Source organism: Aeromonas sp. MdU4, assembly GCF_041929505.1.
Classification (GTDB): domain Bacteria; phylum Pseudomonadota; class Gammaproteobacteria; order Enterobacterales; family Aeromonadaceae; genus Aeromonas.
The window spans coordinates 1-17,712 of the sequence record NZ_JBHFMW010000025.1 but is presented as its reverse complement, the minus strand read 5'-3'; the positions used below and the strand labels follow the sequence as shown (position 1 = coordinate 17,712).

Sequence of the window (17,712 nt, the reverse complement as noted above, 5' to 3'; positions counted from 1 at the left end):
GCAGGGTTTAACACTGGGAGCTGTCATGATTGTGGGGACGAACCCTGGCTGTTGAAACAGGCGTCCCCACGATTGCGAACCCGGGCATGCCGCGAAGGCAACCCGTTTCATTGTTTTGCTGGTTAGGGTTTGACCGTGAACGAGAGCATCATGCCTGTATCTTCGTGCTCCAGCACGTGGCAATGGGCCATGTAGGCTCGCTCTTTCGGGGCCGGGTGATCGAATTTCACCAGAACTTCGCTTCGTCCTCCCTCAACCCGAACGATATCTTTCCAACCCGCTCTGTGGGGGGCGACCTGTTGTCCATTTTCCCGCAAGATGCGAAAACGCGTGCCATGGATATGAAAGGGGTGAAGCATCATATCTCCTTCCCCAGAGATGACCCAGCGCTCGGTCTGACCCTGTTTGACGTCAAACATTGGGCTACCCATGGCAAATGCTTTCCCATTGATCTTGTTACCGTTAGAGAGATCAAGAGGCTTCTTGTCATCACTCATGCCAGCCATCGTGCTGTGCTGCATATCGGACTCCCCCATATCCATTGCACCGTGATCCATACCCTGCATGTCCATATTGGCCATCTTGTCGTGGCCATTATCGGGCATGCTCATCCCTGCCATGGCTTCATGACCATAGCGGTCCATTAAGGCTTGCATGCCCTGGTGATCCAGTTCGGGATCCATCGATAGCGTCAGTGTGCGCGTTGTCACACCTTTTAGGTCTGGCAAGGGGGGCAGATTGGCCAAGGTGTCTGGCAGCAGGCCTTTGCCTTCGATGAGCGACGGCTGAATTTTCAGAATGGGCAGTAAGACATCAAACGGGGCTAAGGTCATGCCCATTTGTTGAACCGGCAGGCTCACGAGATCAAATGATTTACCATTACGGAGATCAACCATCACCTCAAACCGTTCTCCCGGCAGCAGGTCGAGTCTGGTTAATGCCACTGGCTCTGCCAGCAAGCCACCATCGCTACCAATAACGTACAGTGCACGTCCATCGCTGGCCGCTACCGTAAGAGAACGGGCATTGCAGCCGTTAAGCAACCGCAGACGCAGCCATCCTCTGGGGGCGGTATGACCGGGATACTCGACACCGTTCGTCAGCATCATATCGCCAAACCATCCCACAGATGCACTCAGCACATCCAACTGGTAGTCCAGTTGATCGTTTGCATTCAAGCGCTTGTCTTGCATCACGACAGGAATGTCATCGATACCCCAGCGGTTGGGCAGGGGGAGGCGTAGGCTCTCCTCATCATCAAGAATGAACAGCCCTGCTAGCCCCATCGCGACTTGATGGCCGGTTTTTCCATGTGTATGAGGGTGATACCAACATGTCGCAGCGGGTTGTTCGATAGTGAATTTTGCTTGCCATTGTTGACCAGTCGCAATGGTCGCTTGAGGGCCTCCATCAGCAGTGCCCGGGATTTCAAGACCATGCCAGTGTACCGTGGTTGTTTCTGCTAGCTGGTTGTGGACCTGGATAGTGAGCTGCTGTCCCTGCCTTGCCCGCAAGGTGGGCCCCAACATGTTGCCGTTATAGCCCCAGGTTCGGGTTGGTGTCTGTCGCCACTGTATTTGTCCTTGCTGTACGTTCAGCTTTATCACGCCAGCCTCATCGGGCTTAAGTAAGGCTGGGATGGGCAGGATGGGGCGTTCAGCTGCCAGAGCTTGATCCCACCAAGGGACAGTCGTAGCAACCCCTAGTGCTGCAGAAAGTTTAAGAAAGTCACGGCGTTGCATGAGTCAATCCTTATTACACAGAGGAGCACAGCCAGACTAAGCCGTAACCTTATGGACAGGTCAAGCACTTTGGCGCTTCATCGCCTTACCGAGATTTACGGCACCTTTGTGCTATCGGCGGCCTGACGATCTGGAGAATTTCTAGACAACCATGCGCCCGCACCGGAGGAGGGTTATCTCTTTTAATTATGTTCAGTGCTCAAGCTCTGGTTAAGGATACATTTGGCAACATGCCAACCCTGCCTAGCTAATGGTATCTAGGCTCATTTTGAGAGTTGTATATGGAAAAATTTAGTGTTGGGGAACTTGTCCGCTTGAAGGATGGTAATGGTCTCGTTATGACCGTCCACGCTTTGAATGGCACCTGTTACGTTTGTCGGTGGTCGGTTGCAGGCCGACATAACTCAGCCGCATTTAGACCTAATGAACTTATCCATCATCTAGCGTGTTATTCGCAAATTAATGAGGGACTTGAGCAAGTTCTGAGTCTATCAGCGGATAAATGGTGCCAATAAACCCAGTGATTTGTATTGCCCAGTTAGATACTAGATACGCCATGGAAAATTTTATGTCTAATGAACCTTCCGTTGTTGATGTGCTGAAATTTAACTTTCGGTATGTGTTTTCAAGCAGTCGACCCCAAACAGAAGCGGAAGCTCTGGTATTGCAGACGCAACTTAAACAACTCGTTGAGCAGTTGGAGCAACATGGATATGTGCTTCCCAGCTTCAACCCAAAACCGGATTTTGAGAGTGAAAACGTTGCAGGTTACCCCTGGCCTGGGGATGCAATGCGACGAGCGATACAGAGAGCCTACAGACCTGTCTATGATGTGTTAACGGCAGAGATGATTCAGCAAGCTCAACAAGAGTGCCATGACATGCTGGAGTTTACTCGACGGTCCGAGCAGGCTTGGCTTGCGAAGCAAAAAGCGTGAGCCTGCATTATCCGAAAGGGGACGGATTGTCCCCAGCAGAACAGTTCTATCTGTTGGTTGCCTGAAAAATCGGCAGCTGGACTTTTGTCGATCTCACTCCCTTATTGCAATAGACCCCTCTTAAGTGATGGGCATAAAAAATTAAATATGCATCATCTAGAAGTAGATATATAAAATCTAATAAGATGCGGAGGGGCTTTATTGATAAAGTCTGGGAGAATTAGACATTCAGCCAGAAATGGTACTCATGGTTCAGAAACCCCTCATAGCAAATGGTTTGTGTATGAAAACTACAGAGATAGTAAAAGAACTTTGGGCTAGGTTTAGCCTAGGCAAGTACGTTGACTGTGAGGCATTACTACATGAAAATCTGAGAGTTGTGTGGCCGACAAGCCGTGAGTGTTATGAAAGCCGAAATGATTTTATTGTGGTCAATGAAGCTTTTGGCAAAGACTGGACGTTCGAAATCCTGTCACTGGAAGAAACAACTAGTGACAAGGTAGTTAGTGTTGTTCATGTTTCAAGTCCCAGTTGTCCAGACAGTTTTTATGCGACGAGCATCTTTAGTTTTGCATCGGGTGTTATCACCAATATGGAGACCTACTGGGCATTTCAAGATAAGCAGCCTGAATGGCGCAGAAACTTCAGTAAGGTGTATTGATCCCCTAGTAGGGTGCAAACAAGCCCTTGGTGTTAGAGTATGTACCTACTCCCGCAGCGTACGTTTCCGACACCTTATCTGCATCGACGTTATTTTTCGCAACTTTGGCAAACTCAGCCACAAAGACCGGATATGGTCCAGAGCAGCTCCGGTCTTGCCCACTAACCATTCTTCTTCTCTTGCTCTTGGTGAGCGCCTTCATCTTTTAGTCTGCGTTATCTCCACGCTAGTGCAGCCAGTTCTGGTCTGAGCATCCCCAAGGTTCCTCAGTCGAAAGACAGGAAGCGGTGCCCGGAGGTGCTTTCAGGAAGAATTGACGTAAGGGGAGGGGGTTGGTCGTTGTTCAGACTACAGAATGGAAATATGACAATCTGAGCTGATCGGATAGGTACCGGAGCAATTTTTTGTCAGGGTTTGAATTGAGATAAATCAGGGCGAGTTGGTTGCTTATTCCGAAAGGATATTGTGGGAGAGCATGCAGTCGATGAGGGGTTGGATCAGCTTGTAATAATCAAAGCGACAGCAACGAAAAAGCCCAGCCAAAAGGCTGGGCTTTAGAAGATGGCTCCCTCGACAGGACTTGAACCTGTGACATACGGATTAACAGTCCGCCGTTCTACCGACTGAACTACGAGGGAATTGGCTCCTCCTACTGGACTTGAACCAGTGACATACGGATTAACAGTCCGCCGTTCTACCGACTGAACTAAGGAGGAATTGCCTGTCTCGTTGAGACGGGGCGAATATTAATGACCGGGGAGACGGGTGTCAACCCGCGATCTTCTTGAAAACCGGATTTTCGGACTGTTTGCCGAAAACTTGCGCTTTTCGGTTTATTTTCAGCACAATCAGTCCCTTGTCATCTCGTCGGACAAAACCGCGTCGCGTCGGTGAACCCTGTTTTTGTCAGCGTTATAGCTCGAATAGTCCGAACCTGATGTCGCAGACGTGTTAGCCATCAAATGAGGCTCGAATGGTAATCTTTGCAGCTAAAAGAGCTGGAGCAGAGGTCAATATCGGCGATTTGGCGGGAAATAGGCCAAATAATAGGAGAGGGAACGTTTCATTGATCCTGCCCATCGAAAAAAAGGCCCGTTTGGGGTAACGTAACGCAGGATACCATCGCCGCGTCGACAGCTCTGCCGGCCCTTGATGATGATCGGGCGCCGGATCTCTCCGGCCTTTATCTCCCTCTTCTGGTATTACGATATACATGCACAAGCAAACCCCTTTGAATAGCGTGAAGCTCGCCATAGCCTTGCGCCAGTCCTGTATTGATGAGCCCTATAGCATGGCCCGTTTTGGCCGTGACCTGATCGCCGGTGTGACGGTGGGCATCATCGCCATTCCACTTGCCATGGCACTTGCCATTGCCAGCGGTGTGCCGCCGCAACACGGCCTTTATACCGCTATCATTGCCGGGATCGTGATCGCTGTAACCGGTGGTTCACGCTACTCCATCTCTGGCCCGACTGCTGCATTTGTGGTGATCCTCTATCCGGTAGCCCAGCAGTTTGGCGTCGGTGGTCTGCTGATGGCGACGCTTATCTCCGGCCTCTTTCTGGTGGCGATGGGGCTGGCCCGTCTTGGTCGCCTGATTGAGTACATTCCGCCGTCAGTGACTTTGGGGTTTACCGGCGGTATCGCCATTGTGATAGCAACTTTGCAGATCAAGGATTTCTTTGGCTTGAGTGTCCCCCACATGCCGGAAACCTATCTGGGCAAGGTCGATGCACTGGCCGCCGCCCTGCCAAGCTGGCAGTGGGGTGATACGCTGGTGGGGATCGCAACGCTGGCTGTGCTGCTGCTGTGGCCGCGGTTACGTCTGCCAGTACCAGGCCATCTGCCTGCCGTACTGGTCGGTGTGGGCCTTGGCTTTGGCTTGCATTACTTTGGGGTCGATGTGGCCACTATTGGCAGCAAGTTCAGCTATACCCTGGCCGATGGCACACAAGGGATGGGGATCCCGCCCATCGCGCCGACGTTGGTAATGCCTTGGGCGTTGCCCGGACCGGATGGGGCACCAGTGGTGTGGGATCTGGCCGCCCTTGAGCGGCTGCTGCCCGCCGCTTTCTCCATGGCCATGCTGGGGGCGATCGAATCGCTGCTCTGTGCCGTAGTGCTCGATGGCATGACCGGGCGCAAGCACAGCTCCAACGCCGAGCTGCTGGGGCAGGGGCTTGGCAACATTTTCTCCCCCTTCTTTGGCGGGATCACCGCCACCGCCGCTATCGCCCGTTCGGCGGCCAACGTGCGTGCCGGCGCGACCTCGCCCCTCTCTGGCGTGATCCATGCGCTGGTGGTGCTGGCCGCCATTCTGGTGCTGGCACCCTGGCTCTCCTGGCTGCCGCTCTCGGCCATGGCTGCCCTGCTGCTTATCGTTGCTTGGAACATGAGTGAAGCGCACAAGGTCGTGGAACTGGTGCGTCGCGCCCCCAAAGCGGATGTGCTGGTGCTGCTGGTCTGTCTGTCACTCACCGTGATTTTTGACATGGTCATCGCCATCACCTTCGGGGTGATCCTCGCTTCCCTGCTCTTTATGCGTGAAATTGCCAAGATGACCAAGTTGCACGATTTGGCAGAGCACAAGCGTTACGCCCATGAAGTGCCAGACAACGGTCTGCTCTACAAGATCAATGGCCCGCTCTTCTTCGCTGCGGCAGAGCGGGTTTTTGCCGAGCTGGAAGCGGAAGTGAAAGGACACCGGGTGTTGATACTGCAGATGGAGGCGGTCTCCATCCTCGATGCGGGCGGTCTTTCTGCCTTCCTCCAGTTTGGCAAGCAGATGGCAAAAGCCGGTGTCGAGTTGCGGGTGGCTGAATTGCAGTTCCAGCCGCTCAAGACCCTGGCCCGTGCCAAGGTGCGGCCACAGCCCGGCAAGCTGGAATTTTACGGTTCGCTGGAAGAGGCGCTCAAAGGTGAACATTTGCACGAAGCGGCGGTAAATTGATTGAAAGGGATACGAAACGGCATATTTTTGGTCACTTGGTTCGGATATTGAGCAAACGAACGCAAAAAGTAAAAAATTGCATTGACCAAAAGCCATCGTATCCCTTACATTACGCCCCGTTCCAACGCAACAGCGCAGTGAACATCGTGTTGGCTGAACACGTTAAACCACAGACCAAAATTTGGTGAGGTGTCCGAGTGGCTGAAGGAGCACGCCTGGAAAGTGTGTATACGGCAACGTATCGAGGGTTCGAATCCCTCCCTCACCGCCAAATGATAAGCCCAAGCAATTGAATTGCTTGGGCTTTTTCTTTATGTGCGATTTTCGACATGCCATTCACTATGCCATCTGATGTTGGCTAGTGTGCTATCTGGATGGATTACTTTGGACTCCGATCCTGTCAGGTATCCATGGAGTGTTGGCGCTTCCCTCGCTTAACAATTATATCAACCAAGGCAACGTGGCCTTGGCGCTATCCGAGATAGCTCCCCCCAGCTCCGGCCTATTTTCCAATAGCTGTTGACTCAGCAGCTCGATCACCAGCATTGCACTGATCTTGGAGTGAAATGAACCTGCTGTCAGTGGACCTTCCGGTTTTGCTGCAACCAGCAACTGATCTGCTAGTGTGGCGAGCGGGCTGCGACTGGTGTTACTGAGCACTATGATGTTAGCGCCATGTTCTTTGCCCAGTTGTACCGCATGAAGCAGGTCTTTGGTCGAGCCCGAACTGGAGACCGCTATCACCACATCCCCCGGTTTTAGACTAGTCGCGTTCATCGCGGCTCGATGCATATCACTGAACTGTTGGGCGGATATACCCATACGCAACAAGCGATAGGCTAGATACTCCCCGATAATGGCACTCGCGGCTACACCATAGATCTGGATCTGGCGGGCCTTCTCCAATAGTTCGGCACTTTGTAAGAGTGCCTGCTGGCTGACCAAGGCCCCGGTATCACGCAATGCCGCCACACTCTCTTCAATCAGAGTGCTGAATGCACTGGTCGCCGATGCCTGAGGTTGGCTGGCTTGTTCCTGCTGGGTTTCCAGAGCCAGCGCCATTTTGAATTCGGTATAACCACGACAACCCACACCACGGCAGAGACGAGTCACGCTGGCTTCGCTGGTGCCACTTTCACGGGCAAGCTCGGTGATGGTCAGGTAGAGCACCCGCTGGGGTTGTTCCAGCACGAATTGTCCCAACCGCTGCAGGGTCTGGCTGTATGTGGCGAGTTGATGACGAAGCAGTAAGAGAACACGTGGTGCTTCTACAGGTTGATTCAATGGGAACTCCTTCGGAGGGGAGAGGATTCAAACTGCCATGATTTTAACGCGATTCACGCTATGAATGTGAGAGCGGTCACGGCATAAAAATAATTATCATGACATTTGGGTTGTATTGGTAAAAATTATCATCAATGTGATTCACTCATGGAGATTTTTATCATGTCACTGTCCGAGAAGACGGGAAGCAGCCCGTTTTTCGAAAAGGCGCAGCGTTTTGGCAAATCATTTATGTTGCCCATCGCCGTCTTGCCTGCTGCTGGATTGTTACTGGGGATTGGTGGCTCGCTCTCCAATCCGAACACGCTGGTTGCCTATCCATTCCTTGATGTGCCCTGGTTACAGGGGCTGTTTATGCTGATGGCCGATGCCGGTGCCATTGTGTTTGCCAACCTGGCGGTGCTGTTTGCCGTGGGGGTTGCAGTGGGGTTGGCCCGCTCTGACAAGGGGACCGCCGGTCTCTCTGCGTTGCTGGCCTATCTGGTAATGAATGCCAGTATCAGCACCTTGCTCAAGCTCTCCGATACCCTGGCGAGCGGTAATCTGGGGGCGGCAGGTCAAGGAATGGCGCTCGGGATCCAGACGCTGGAGACCGGCGTATTCGGTGGCGTGGTGGTCGGACTGATGAGCTATTGGCTGCACAGCCGCTACAACAAGGTACAACTGCCGCAGTTTTTGGGCTTTTTTGGCGGTTCCCGTTTTGTGCCTATCGTCTGTTCACTCGCCGCCATAGTGCTGGGGTGTGTCATGTATGTCGTCTGGCCCCATTTCCAGAAGCTGATCTTCGGGATGGGTGGGCTGGTCGATGCCACCGGTTATCTTGGTACCTTCATCTACGGCTTTGTGCTGCGGATGCTCGGTCCATTTGGTCTGCACCATATCTTCTATCTCCCGTTCTGGACCACCGCACTGGGTGGCAGCGAGCTGATCAACGGTCATCTGGTGGAAGGAACCCAGCGCATCTTCTTCGCGCAGCTGGCTGATCCCAATACGGTGCAGTTCTATGAGGGCACGGCCCGCTTCATGTCCGGCCGTTTCATCACCATGATGTTTGGTCTGTTGGGCGCATGTCTGGCGATTTATCACTGCGCTCGACCCGAGAACAAAAAGCGGGTGGCAGGCCTGCTCATCTCGGCTGCCCTGACTTCATTCCTGACCGGGATCACCGAACCTATCGAGTTTTCATTCCTCTTTATTGCACCGCCGCTCTATGTGTTGCACGCCTTCTTCGACGGTCTGGCATTCATGCTGGCGCACATGCTCAACATCACTATCGGGCAGACCTTCTCCGGTGGCTTTATTGATTTCATGCTGTTTGGTGTGTTGCAAGGCCAAGCTAAAACCAACTGGATGCTGGTTCCGTTGGTGGGCATTCCCTGGTTCTGCCTCTACTACCTCTCATTCCGTTTCATGATCCAGCGCTTCAAGTTCAAAACACCGGGACGCGAAGATCAGCAGGAAGAGACAACGGAAGCTGTAGGCGCCGATCGTGCCAAAGCCATCATCATCGGGCTTGGCGGCACGACCAACATCAAGGATGTGGATTGTTGTGCGACCCGGTTGCGCGTCTCCGTACATAACGGGGAGAGCGTCAGTGAAGGCCTGTTAAAGCAGACTGGGGCACTTGCAGTGATCACCAAGGGCAATGGTATTCAGGTTATCTATGGCCCGCATGTCACCATTATCAAGAACGAGATCGAGGAGTTATTGGGAGCATGAGTTGTACAATGCTGAACCAGATCAAAGGCAAGTTAATCGTTTCCTGTCAGGCGCTGGAAGATGAACCGCTTCACAGTGACTTCATCATGGGCAAGATGGCACTGGCAGCAGCCCGTGGTGGTGCCAGTGCTATCCGGGCAAACAGCGTGGTGGATATCAAAGCCATCAAGCAGGAGGTCTCTTTGCCAGTCATTGGGATCCTCAAACGGGATTATCTAGGCTCTGATGTCTATATCACCGCAACGATGCAGGAAGTAGATGAGTTAATGGCTGCAGTACCCGAGATGATTGCGATTGATGCCACATTCCATCAACGTCCCGATGGACTGACATTAGCTCAGATGGTGGAGGCAATTCGCGCACGCTATCCACAGTTACTGCTGATGGCCGACATCGCAACCGTGGAAGAGGCACAGCATGCAGAGGTACTGGGCTTTGACTGTATCGGCACGACGCTTCATGGTTACACAGCCGAGACTCGGGGCCACAAGCTTTATGACAATGATTTTGCCTTTCTGCGCTCTGTGCTTGAGGCGGTCAATAAGCCTGTGATTGCGGAAGGGAACGTCAATACCCCGCAAATGGCAGCCCGTTGCTTGCAGCTAGGCGCTCATGCTGTCGTTGTCGGTGGCGCAATTACTCGTCCACAACAGATAACCGAACGTTTTATCGACGCGATGGGATTATCATCGTGATGTGAGCAAATGCAAGAGAGGGCCAATGGCCCTCTCTTGCTATCTATTTTGTTGGTCAGTGCAAACAGCACTGTTTTCGCTTCTTGCCGCTGACATAGGGGCACGGCTCGTTGCGGCCAACCTTACCAATGGTTGAGAGCGTGCCGGTCGCTCACTACGTTGTGCCAGAAAGTAGGCATGCAGGATACGAACGGCAAAGCGGGCCTTGGTGGCTTGCTCTTGCAGATGTTCATTGCTGAGCGCCTCTAGTGACGCAGGCATGATCTCCAGCGGTTCCCTGATCGTCGTCAGCGCAGCAGTTTCAGGAGCCGGTAGCGTCTGCTACGGCGCCAGCTCAAGACCGCCTAGGTAACCACTCCTGTCGTGGGTCAGAGGGACCCATTCACCATGTCGTTCAAACTCCGGCGCGACCGGGGAATAGTCTTCTGCTGCATAGGTCAGTGGTCGCAATGTCATTGCTGTGGTGCATCACCAGATCGATAAAGCGCTCCAGCAGCGCTTCCAACAAATCGAGCTCTTAATTATTCAGAATTTCAAACGGTTGCATACTTATCTACTCCAGCGTTGCATCGGCTTTGGTATGTCGCGGCACAGTGATTAAATGCCATCACTGATGATGAAACATGGCCCGTATGATATTGGAAAAGTTGACACCCGTCAGGTTATGGGGGCGATGGTGGCATTGGGGTGAAGGCCATAAAAAACAAAGGGAAGGTCACTAATTGGTCTCCCCCTCACACCTACACACTTATCACGGATGAGTAGGTGTCGAAATGTTACCACAAGCGGATGTGTGGTCACGCCTTGCGGTCTGGATTGGTGTCCATGCTCGTCGTAAGGAACTCTACAGTGATCTGAGGGCAAATAGTTCAACTCGACCTGTAAATCAGTACCACCAGTTTCTGGTAAAACGTTCTCTCCGGTGATTTTATGGGGGGCATGTACAAGTTTCTGCCCCTGTCTTGTCGACAACATAGCTAAAAATCGGCCTGACTACAGGACGTCGATCAACACAAAATTACAACGTGAGAATATGATGTCTAACCCCTATCGCGAAATTCTGACAATCCCTGGTGTAAAAGGGTTGGTGATCTCGAGTTCGATAGCCCGTCTGCCATACGCAATGATTAGCATTGGTATCATCACTATGCTGGTACAACAAGGTAGTCTCTATTGGCTGGCTGGTGCGGTCGCAGGCACATTTACGTTATCGAATGCGCTTATAGGTCCTCAGATCTCAAAACTGGTGGATCAACATGGCCAGAGCCGGGTTCTACCATTCGTGACCGCATTCAGTATTGGCATGTTGTTGATGCTAGTGACGGCTGCCTACATGACCGCTCCTGAGCCACTTTTATTTATCCTAGCGGCATTGGCCGGCTCGATGCCAACGATGCCGGCCATGATAAGAGCCCGCTGGACAGAACTTTTCCGCGGGAAGCCACAGTTGCACACAGCATTTTCCCTGGATACGGTCCTCACGGAAATGGCCTTTATCATTGGCCCTCCACTGGCAATTGGCATGAGTACGAGTGCCTTCGCCGAAGCTGGGCCTCTTGCTGCCATCTTACTGCTCGCTATTGGTGTAACAGCCTTTGTCCTGCAACGGCAAACTGAGCCAAAGGTGGTCAAGCGCAGTAAGGGGAGCAGTGAGTCAATCTTGCAGATCCCCAGCCTTCGCATCATCATTTTGGCGCTTTGGGCAATGGGCGTGATCGGAGGCTCGATCGATGTAGCCGTCGTAGCCTTTGCCAATGCACAAGGTTGGCCAACTGCCGCCAGTTTCATCCTGGCTGCTTATGCCTTGGGATCGTTGGTTGCTGGCCTGACGTTCGGCGCATTGAGAATTGCCTTACCGATTGAGAGGCAGTTCATTTTTTGGATACTGGTCACAGCCGGTACAGCGCTATTGCCGATCCTCTCTCCGAACGTCTACATCATGACAGGCATCCTCTTCATCGCGGGCCTCTCGTTCGCACCAACGATGATCATTGTTATGAACCTTGGCACTCTCATTCTGCCGCCCACCAAGCTCACCGAGGGGCTAACTTGGATGACGACGGGCATCAGCATTGGTGTCGCGCTTGGCGGACTGTTGGCAGGCCTTGTCATCGATACCTATGGTGTGCGAGCGGGCTTCGGCGTGGCGATAGTCTCTGGGCTATCGATGGTGGTGATCGCAATGATAGGCCTGCCGATACTTCGTGCAGCATCAGAGATGCGAACTGAGTTAGCTGCAAAGGCCTCCTAAGGACCTGACCTGCTAGCACGAGAACGCGTTGTATGGCAGAACATATGGCAACTCAGAAAACTACAAATTGGTTTTCTTTATTCATGAGTGAGATTAGGGTTTGGCTATGCGAGTAACCTCAATCACAGATGCAGCATAAACCGCTATGTAGACGTAACCGTGACTACCAAGGGGATCGGCGTCACAGGTGAAACCGCGGTGATGGACGGTGATACGCTGCTGGCATCGGGCATCTAGCTCGCCCGTCAGCATTTTGCTCTCCAGTTCCTTAATGATGGCCGGGAAGGTTATTTCCAGTTGGTCGATAGCGTTCTCCTCCCATCCGCCAATCAATGAGGCTCGGTCTGATAAAAAGAGCAGACGATGATGTTCTTGAATAAGACGAGCCCAAAGCGTGGCGTCACGGTATGGGGTAAGCCCCTCTGTGCAAAAATTCGAGTGGGTTGGTCTGGAGCTGTGGGCTGTTGGTCATTGGTGTTGATAGCTGTCGTGGTCATGATTAGCGATACCTCAGTTGAATGTCGATGATGGTGCCGGGCACATTGTGGCGCTGGCGCAGTCTGTTCAGATGTTCCGGGAGTTCTGTCAGGCTGGCCAACTGCCTCCGGTAGAGCCGGGAGAGATTGACGTAGTCAGGGTGACTCACAGTGATGGTCACCTGATGCCCTAGCTGCCAACGGCCAAACAGGCGAGCTTTCGCATCTTTGATGGTGGTGATGCCGGGGGCTGGTAACGTTTTCCGGTTGCGCAGATGCAGTGTGTTGAGCTCGGGGGCATTCGAGCCCGGTGATAAGACGGGTCATGTTCGGTGACTCCAATGATGCAAAGGGCCAGCCAGTGAGGGCTGGCCCTTTATGCTGTTTGTGGATAAGCGTGGCAGGGTTGTTGTGGCTGTTGACCGTTACCAGGTCACGGTGGCTAGTCGTTGTAAAACAGGATGTAGTTCACGCCAGCCTGCTGGGCGGCAGTGAGCAAGGGGTGCAGTACTGGCGGGATGGCATCGAGGGCCATGGCCAGGTTCAGGGTGAACTAATATGCGGCGTCATCCTTCACACCGACATGTTCATGGGAGGCCATACGCTTGACCCATTGCCATTCTGGCACCAGGTCTGCGTCATCGTAATCGCCGAGGATTGAACTCATGGCGACATCCAGCATCTGCATCACCGAATGGCCTGCCAGTGGGTTAGGTGTTGCAGGGATGGTGTTGGTCATTGCAACGTTCCTTGTTGTCTGGGCTGGGCGTTACATCTGATTGATAACTGGTTTGCAATTGAGTCGGTCCAGCAGATGCAGCGAACCGTACTGGGCTACCAGTCGGTCTATGGCCATCTGGGCGCAGGCCGTTCTGCTGGGTTTATTCTCGGGTATGGCGTAACGCGCGGTGAGCCAGCCGCCGAGCAGCGCGATGCGATAGCCGCTCGGGATGTGGGTGAGCGAGGTGCCGATGCCCCTCCCGTGAATAAGGAAGGGCACGGCCTGGCCGCCGATGTCGATATCCATGCGCTGGCCCTTGAGCTCGAAGGTGGCGAGTTCACCGGTCTGCGGGTGCTTGCCCGGTACCTTGATGGTGATGTTTTTCGCCATTTCACACCTCCGGCTTGCGTTCAAAGTGGCGGGTTACAACGCCCGCTTCCGGGTCGATACTGATAAAGGCTGGTGCCTGCGGGTGGTACTGGTAGAGCCGCGCCAATTCAGCGCGAAACGCCTCGACGTTCGGTGCAATCACATGACTGGTATCCCCCTCGGCGTAAGTAAAGGTCTCCAGCTTCTCGGTGTGAATCCAGATACCGAAATACCGGGCGTCTTCCTCGGTATCGTACTGCTGCCAGCCTTGGGCCAGCAGCGTGCGGTCGTAGTAGTAACGGTCTGCCTGATGGCTCTCCCGGTCGATGCGGCAGCCGGTCACGGTGAGCTCAAGCGGGATACGCCCTACCTTCAGAGCCTTCTTGACCCGGCGCAATGTGTGCCGTGCCTTGGCCTTCTCTTTGCGCTGGTCGTAGGGGGTCAGCTTGCTGCCCACATAGTTGAGGATCCCCTCGGCATTGGCGGCTGTATTGCGCGTCAGCGTGTGTAGCAGGGCGGTGACTTCACGGCGGGCCAGTGTGCCCACGTGATAGAACTTGTTCATGATATTTATCCTTGAAACAAACACCCCGCTAGTTAACGGGGTGGTAGATGTCGAGGTAGAGGTAGCCGTAGCTGCGCCTCGGACTGGCTTCACACACCCAGCCCTTGTGTTCAAGGCGAAACACCTCGTCCATGTCGGTGCATATCTGGTATGCCTTGGCCATCTTGGTTAACTCACGCAGGAAGTGCGGCAGCACCGTGTCGCACTCGGCCCGCCACGCCTCGTCTGGCTCGCCGTACATACCGGCACGGTCGCCCAAGAAATCAACATAACCACGTTGCAGAATGGCTCGAGCCCCCAGCTTGGGCAGGTTCGGGGTGCCCAGTCCCCATGTCATGTGCTCGAAGATGCTCATGTGTGGCTGCTCCAGTTTGGGTTGTCGTTGGTGCCGTGGTTGAAGTAGGCACCCACAATGGTGCGTCGCCACTCCCCAACGGGATAACCGAGGTCGTTGCACTCACGCTCCCACCACGCAAAGTTAATCTCGCGGGGCAGGTTGTCCACCATGTCCAGTGGACTCACGAACAGCGTGGTCTTGTGCATCGTTGGTACGGGCTTGATCTTGTCGGGGCCAGTGCGCTTGCCGGTCTCGTCATAGTCGTGTGCCCACTTCGGGAAGGTGAGCTGATAGGTGATAGGTAATGAGCCTATGCAAATCGCTATGTGCACTCATGGCCTGAGCTACTGCGACCTGAGTGAAGCTATCGTTGAATTCGATCATGGGTGTTTCTCTCTTTCTGCAGGTGAACGGTAAGCCGCTGCCAGCAGTGCAAACTGTTCAACCAGGTAACTGATGCTGATGCTCAGTTCATCACTGGCCCCATCCCCTAGACGGTGATGCTGGTGTGCCATGTCATCGTCGATACGCTGGGCTATCTGGGCGGTTGAGCTCGGTGGTGAGCTCGTCACCGTCAGGGTGATGGAAAGGTTCATCACATCTCTCCCCAAGGGGCTTGCTCCCACAGTGACAACCGGGTCAGCACGTCTTGTGCGAGAGCCTGTTGCAACTGCTGTAGTACCTGCACAAGCCGAGGTGCCTGCTCAGGGCTCCCGCTCCATTCACTCGATTGGTACAGGGCGCAGCAGGTGAATTTGTAGAGCGCCACTAGTTCGGCATCGGTGAGTGGTGCCTGGTGGTAACGGTGGACAGGTTTAAGCGGTCCCAGTTTGGTTGAGCCATGCTGGCGTGGTTCCTTCTGGTCTTGCTGGCGTCCTAACTGATAGCGATGCCAGACCGCCCGCCTGTTGGCGAGCATCATCAACCGTACCAACCGATCAACTCGCCATGTCCAGGTACTGGTCGTGTCTGCTGGCGGCAGCCACCAGAGGGTGCGCAGCAACTCAAGGGTGTAGTGCGGTGGCATGGGGGCATTGCAAAAGCGGTGCAACTGCACGGCAAAGGCCAGGTAATCCTGGCGGTCAATCATGAAGGCAGACATGGGAATGACTCCTTGAAATGAACAAGGCCACCTTCGGTGAGGTGGCCCTGTGGGTTGTGTCGGGATATCAGGATCATGGTGTTGGCGCTGATGATCCTGGTTTGATGATCCTGGTTTGATGATCCGGGTGATCGGGTGGAAACGTGATCGGCATGTTATTGGGCGATCGACGGTTCGTTATTGGTGATCTTGGCGTGTGTCGGGGTGAGCAGCCTCAAACAGGATGGCGTAGAACGCACAATCAATACCGTTGACGGCATCGTGGTGCGGGTAATAGGACGGTGCGTCGCGGGAGTGCTCGAAGTAGTCGCCAAAGCGGCTGAGGCACTCGCGGAGCTCGATAGTGGATCCCCGTTGCAAGGTCTTTTCAAACTGCTTGGCATAACTCCGGTCATCACGAGCCTTGGTGACGGCCTTCTCCAGCAACGTCAGCGCATCTTCGTTGTAGGCGGCAGCCAGACGATGGCGCAGCTTCTCGAGGGTTTCCTCCAGGGAATAAGGATTAGGTAATCGCATCGCTCATTTCTCTTTTGGAACGGACTAATGACGTAGCTGATGCAGTAGTGCATCAATAGCATCGACACAATCGCTCTGGGTGAGCAGGTAGCCGTTAGGCAGGTGAGCCACGATGGCGGGTTCGGCCTGCATCTGAACGTTATCTTCAAGCCAGCAGCGCAGCTCGATGAGGATATCGAGGACGGTGAGGTGTGATTTGCTAGGGGGAGTGTTCATAGCAGACCTCGCTCGGCCAGCGAGACTACGCCCTCGGCACCGACCACCAGATGGTCGAGCAACCGGACATTGACCAGCGCCAAGGCCTCTTTGAGGGCTTGGGTGAATACCCTGTCAGAGTGACTGGGTTCTGGGTCACCACTGGGGTGGTTGTGCACCGCGATGATGGCCCCGCAATTGAGTAGCAGGGCACGCTTGACCACTTCCCGTGGGTAGATGCTGGCGCTGTCGAGGGTGCCCCGAAACAGCTCTTCAAAGGCCAAGACACGATGCTGGGAGTCAAGGAATAGCGCACCAAACACTTCGTGCTCCCGATCCTGCAACAGGGTTTGCAGTCGCTCAGCGGCCTCTGTAGTACTGGTAATAGCGGTGCCTTTGGCTAGGCGCTTGCGGGCAATTTGGTTGGCAATACGCAGCAGGTCTTGCTCGGTCACTGGTTCGGTGACGACATAAGTGCCGGGGCATTCCCCGGCTGTCAGTTTGTGGTAACGCATGGTGGTCTCCTGAAAAAGAAAACCCCGGCAGCGCGAGGCATACCGGGGCTAAATACAGAGAGGTTGTTGGTTCATCTTGAGGGGGGTTCAGCTGTCCGTTGTGATGGGGCCTGCCGTGGCTGCGGGTTCACGCTTCACCGGCATCAGCGATTCGGGTACCAGTACGTTGAGCGGGATAGCGAGTGCCACACTCAGCCGTTCTGCCAGTCCACTGGCTTCGACGGCCCGCAGGTAGACGCTGTAGCCCTGAACCGTCAGGCCACTGTCACGTACCACCTGTGTCTCTCCCTCTCGATTGATGGCCTCCAACTCAACGGCTATCGGTTGTTTGGGCATCATGCCTCCTCAGTCACTATTGACGGAGACGGTAAAAAAGCCCAGCTGGGCGTAGGCAAGAAAACTGTTCTGCCACATGTTGAATAACTCTTGGGCATCCGCCATGGGGAACGGTCCCCAGCCTTGCAGGTAGTGCTCGTTATCCAGGAAGTTGAAGTCGAGTTCTTTGCAGAGCTCGGTATTTTGTCCCAAGCCTTGGTAGCTAAAATCAGTGACGTAGTCGAATAGCCAACCATCAAGACCACGTATCAGCTGGATCTCAACCGGATGGACCCCACCACTTTGAGGTTGATAGTCAGGGTTGCGAAAGCCGAAGGTAAGCCGGGTGAGTTGTTCAAGGT

22 protein-coding genes and 3 tRNA genes are annotated in these 17,712 nt (G+C 53.9%); 7 read left to right on the top strand and 18 right to left on the bottom strand.

Annotation, left to right across the window (positions count from 1 at the left end):
• Nucleotides 1-122: 122 nt before the first annotated feature.
• Nucleotides 123-1,742 carry a multicopper oxidase CueO gene (gene cueO, locus ACE1BR_RS15565; protein ID WP_374871795.1) on the bottom strand — a complete coding sequence of 540 codons (1,620 nt, stop codon included), beginning with the start codon at nt 1,740-1,742 and terminating at the stop codon, nt 123-125.
• Between the two features lie 568 nt (nt 1,743-2,310).
• On the opposite strand from cueO, the gene ACE1BR_RS15560 reads away from it, so the two are divergent.
• Together ACE1BR_RS15560 and ACE1BR_RS15555 are read left to right on the top strand one after the other, a co-directional pair.
• Nucleotides 2,311-2,679, top strand: a complete 369-nt coding sequence (locus tag ACE1BR_RS15560; RefSeq protein ID WP_374871793.1) for a hypothetical protein — start codon at nt 2,311-2,313, stop codon at nt 2,677-2,679.
• 283 nt (nt 2,680-2,962) lie between these two features.
• Nucleotides 2,963-3,340: a hypothetical protein gene (locus ACE1BR_RS15555; protein ID WP_374871791.1), complete on the top strand. Its 378-nt coding sequence runs from the start codon at nt 2,963-2,965 to the stop codon at nt 3,338-3,340.
• Nucleotides 3,341-3,902: 562 nt separating this feature from the next.
• Here the strand turns inward: ACE1BR_RS15555 and ACE1BR_RS15550 are convergent.
• Both ACE1BR_RS15550 and ACE1BR_RS15545 read right to left on the bottom strand, forming a co-directional pair.
• Nucleotides 3,903-3,978: transfer RNA gene (locus ACE1BR_RS15550), tRNA-Asn, on the bottom strand.
• A 2-nt stretch (nt 3,979-3,980) separates the two neighbouring features.
• Nucleotides 3,981-4,056: transfer RNA gene (locus ACE1BR_RS15545), tRNA-Asn, on the bottom strand.
• Nucleotides 4,057-4,553: 497 nt separating this feature from the next.
• On the opposite strand from ACE1BR_RS15545, the gene dauA reads away from it, so the two are divergent.
• Both dauA and ACE1BR_RS15535 read left to right on the top strand, forming a co-directional pair.
• Complete coding sequence (gene dauA / locus ACE1BR_RS15540; RefSeq protein WP_374871789.1) at nt 4,554-6,290, top strand: C4-dicarboxylic acid transporter DauA; 1,737 nt, start codon at nt 4,554-4,556, stop codon at nt 6,288-6,290.
• 183 nt (nt 6,291-6,473) lie between these two features.
• Nucleotides 6,474-6,561: transfer RNA gene (locus ACE1BR_RS15535), tRNA-Ser, on the top strand.
• A gap of 170 nt (nt 6,562-6,731) precedes the next feature.
• Here ACE1BR_RS15535 and ACE1BR_RS15530 read toward each other — a convergent pair.
• Entirely contained in the window at nt 6,732-7,574 is an 843-nt protein-coding gene (locus tag ACE1BR_RS15530; protein WP_374871787.1) for a MurR/RpiR family transcriptional regulator, read from the bottom strand.
• Between the two features lie 162 nt (nt 7,575-7,736).
• Between ACE1BR_RS15530 and ACE1BR_RS15525 the strand changes: the two genes are divergently transcribed.
• The 3 genes from ACE1BR_RS15525 to ACE1BR_RS15515 all read left to right on the top strand — a co-directional run bounded on the left by ACE1BR_RS15525 (nt 7,737) and on the right by ACE1BR_RS15515 (nt 12,239).
• Complete coding sequence (locus ACE1BR_RS15525; RefSeq protein WP_374871785.1) at nt 7,737-9,293, top strand: PTS transporter subunit EIIC; 1,557 nt, start codon at nt 7,737-7,739, stop codon at nt 9,291-9,293.
• An 8-nt stretch (nt 9,294-9,301) separates the two neighbouring features.
• Nucleotides 9,302-9,988 carry an N-acetylmannosamine-6-phosphate 2-epimerase gene (locus ACE1BR_RS15520; protein ID WP_374871783.1) on the top strand — a complete coding sequence of 229 codons (687 nt, stop codon included), beginning with the start codon at nt 9,302-9,304 and terminating at the stop codon, nt 9,986-9,988.
• A 1,036-nt stretch (nt 9,989-11,024) separates the two neighbouring features.
• Nucleotides 11,025-12,239 (top strand): MFS transporter, encoded by a 1,215-nt coding sequence (locus ACE1BR_RS15515; protein WP_374871781.1) that lies wholly within the window; start codon nt 11,025-11,027, stop codon nt 12,237-12,239.
• A 93-nt stretch (nt 12,240-12,332) separates the two neighbouring features.
• Here the strand turns inward: ACE1BR_RS15515 and ACE1BR_RS15510 are convergent, their stop codons facing one another.
• The 14 genes from ACE1BR_RS15510 to ACE1BR_RS15445 form a co-directional block, all read right to left on the bottom strand.
• Entirely contained in the window at nt 12,333-12,572 is a 240-nt protein-coding gene (locus ACE1BR_RS15510; RefSeq protein ID WP_374871779.1) for a type IV toxin-antitoxin system YeeU family antitoxin, read from the bottom strand.
• Between the two features lie 166 nt (nt 12,573-12,738).
• Nucleotides 12,739-12,885 (bottom strand): hypothetical protein, encoded by a 147-nt coding sequence (locus ACE1BR_RS15505; protein ID WP_374871777.1) that lies wholly within the window; start codon nt 12,883-12,885, stop codon nt 12,739-12,741.
• A 383-nt stretch (nt 12,886-13,268) separates the two neighbouring features.
• Nucleotides 13,269-13,454 carry a hypothetical protein gene (locus ACE1BR_RS15500; protein WP_374871776.1) on the bottom strand — a complete coding sequence of 62 codons (186 nt, stop codon included), beginning with the start codon at nt 13,452-13,454 and terminating at the stop codon, nt 13,269-13,271.
• A 30-nt stretch (nt 13,455-13,484) separates the two neighbouring features.
• Nucleotides 13,485-13,826, bottom strand: a complete 342-nt coding sequence (locus tag ACE1BR_RS15495; RefSeq protein ID WP_374871774.1) for a hypothetical protein — start codon at nt 13,824-13,826, stop codon at nt 13,485-13,487.
• A gap of 1 nt (nt 13,827) precedes the next feature.
• The gene (locus ACE1BR_RS15490) at nt 13,828-14,370 is read right to left on the bottom strand and encodes a hypothetical protein (protein WP_374871772.1); all 543 of its coding nucleotides are present in this window, start codon (nt 14,368-14,370) and stop codon (nt 13,828-13,830) included.
• A gap of 28 nt (nt 14,371-14,398) precedes the next feature.
• Nucleotides 14,399-14,725 (bottom strand): type IV toxin-antitoxin system YeeU family antitoxin, encoded by a 327-nt coding sequence (locus ACE1BR_RS15485; protein WP_374871770.1) that lies wholly within the window; start codon nt 14,723-14,725, stop codon nt 14,399-14,401.
• A complete protein-coding gene (locus tag ACE1BR_RS15480) occupies nt 14,722-15,039 on the bottom strand; it encodes a hypothetical protein (protein ID WP_374871768.1) in 318 nt (105 codons plus the stop codon). The genes ACE1BR_RS15485 and ACE1BR_RS15480 overlap by 4 nt, the downstream gene beginning before the upstream one ends.
• 48 nt (nt 15,040-15,087) lie before the next feature.
• On the bottom strand, nt 15,088-15,303 hold the full coding sequence (locus tag ACE1BR_RS15475) for a hypothetical protein (RefSeq protein WP_374871766.1): 216 nt from the start codon (nt 15,301-15,303) through the stop codon (nt 15,088-15,090).
• Nucleotides 15,303-15,809, bottom strand: coding sequence for a hypothetical protein (locus ACE1BR_RS15470; protein ID WP_319901019.1), 507 nt, complete (start codon nt 15,807-15,809; stop codon nt 15,303-15,305). The genes ACE1BR_RS15475 and ACE1BR_RS15470 overlap by 1 nt, the downstream gene beginning before the upstream one ends.
• A 177-nt stretch (nt 15,810-15,986) precedes the next feature.
• Entirely contained in the window at nt 15,987-16,325 is a 339-nt protein-coding gene (locus ACE1BR_RS15465) for a hypothetical protein (protein WP_374871764.1), read from the bottom strand.
• 24 nt (nt 16,326-16,349) lie between these two features.
• Nucleotides 16,350-16,541, bottom strand: coding sequence for a hypothetical protein (locus ACE1BR_RS15460; RefSeq protein ID WP_374871762.1), 192 nt, complete (start codon nt 16,539-16,541; stop codon nt 16,350-16,352).
• Nucleotides 16,538-17,035: a DNA repair protein RadC gene (radC, locus tag ACE1BR_RS15455; RefSeq protein ID WP_374871760.1), complete on the bottom strand. Its 498-nt coding sequence runs from the start codon at nt 17,033-17,035 to the stop codon at nt 16,538-16,540. Before radC ends, ACE1BR_RS15460 begins: the two co-directional genes overlap by 4 nt.
• A gap of 87 nt (nt 17,036-17,122) precedes the next feature.
• Nucleotides 17,123-17,371, bottom strand: coding sequence for a hypothetical protein (locus ACE1BR_RS15450; RefSeq protein WP_374871758.1), 249 nt, complete (start codon nt 17,369-17,371; stop codon nt 17,123-17,125).
• Nucleotides 17,372-17,380: 9 nt separating this feature from the next.
• Nucleotides 17,381-17,712 (bottom strand): DUF2787 family protein (locus ACE1BR_RS15445; protein ID WP_374871756.1); only part of this gene is annotated, 332 nt, incomplete at its 5' end.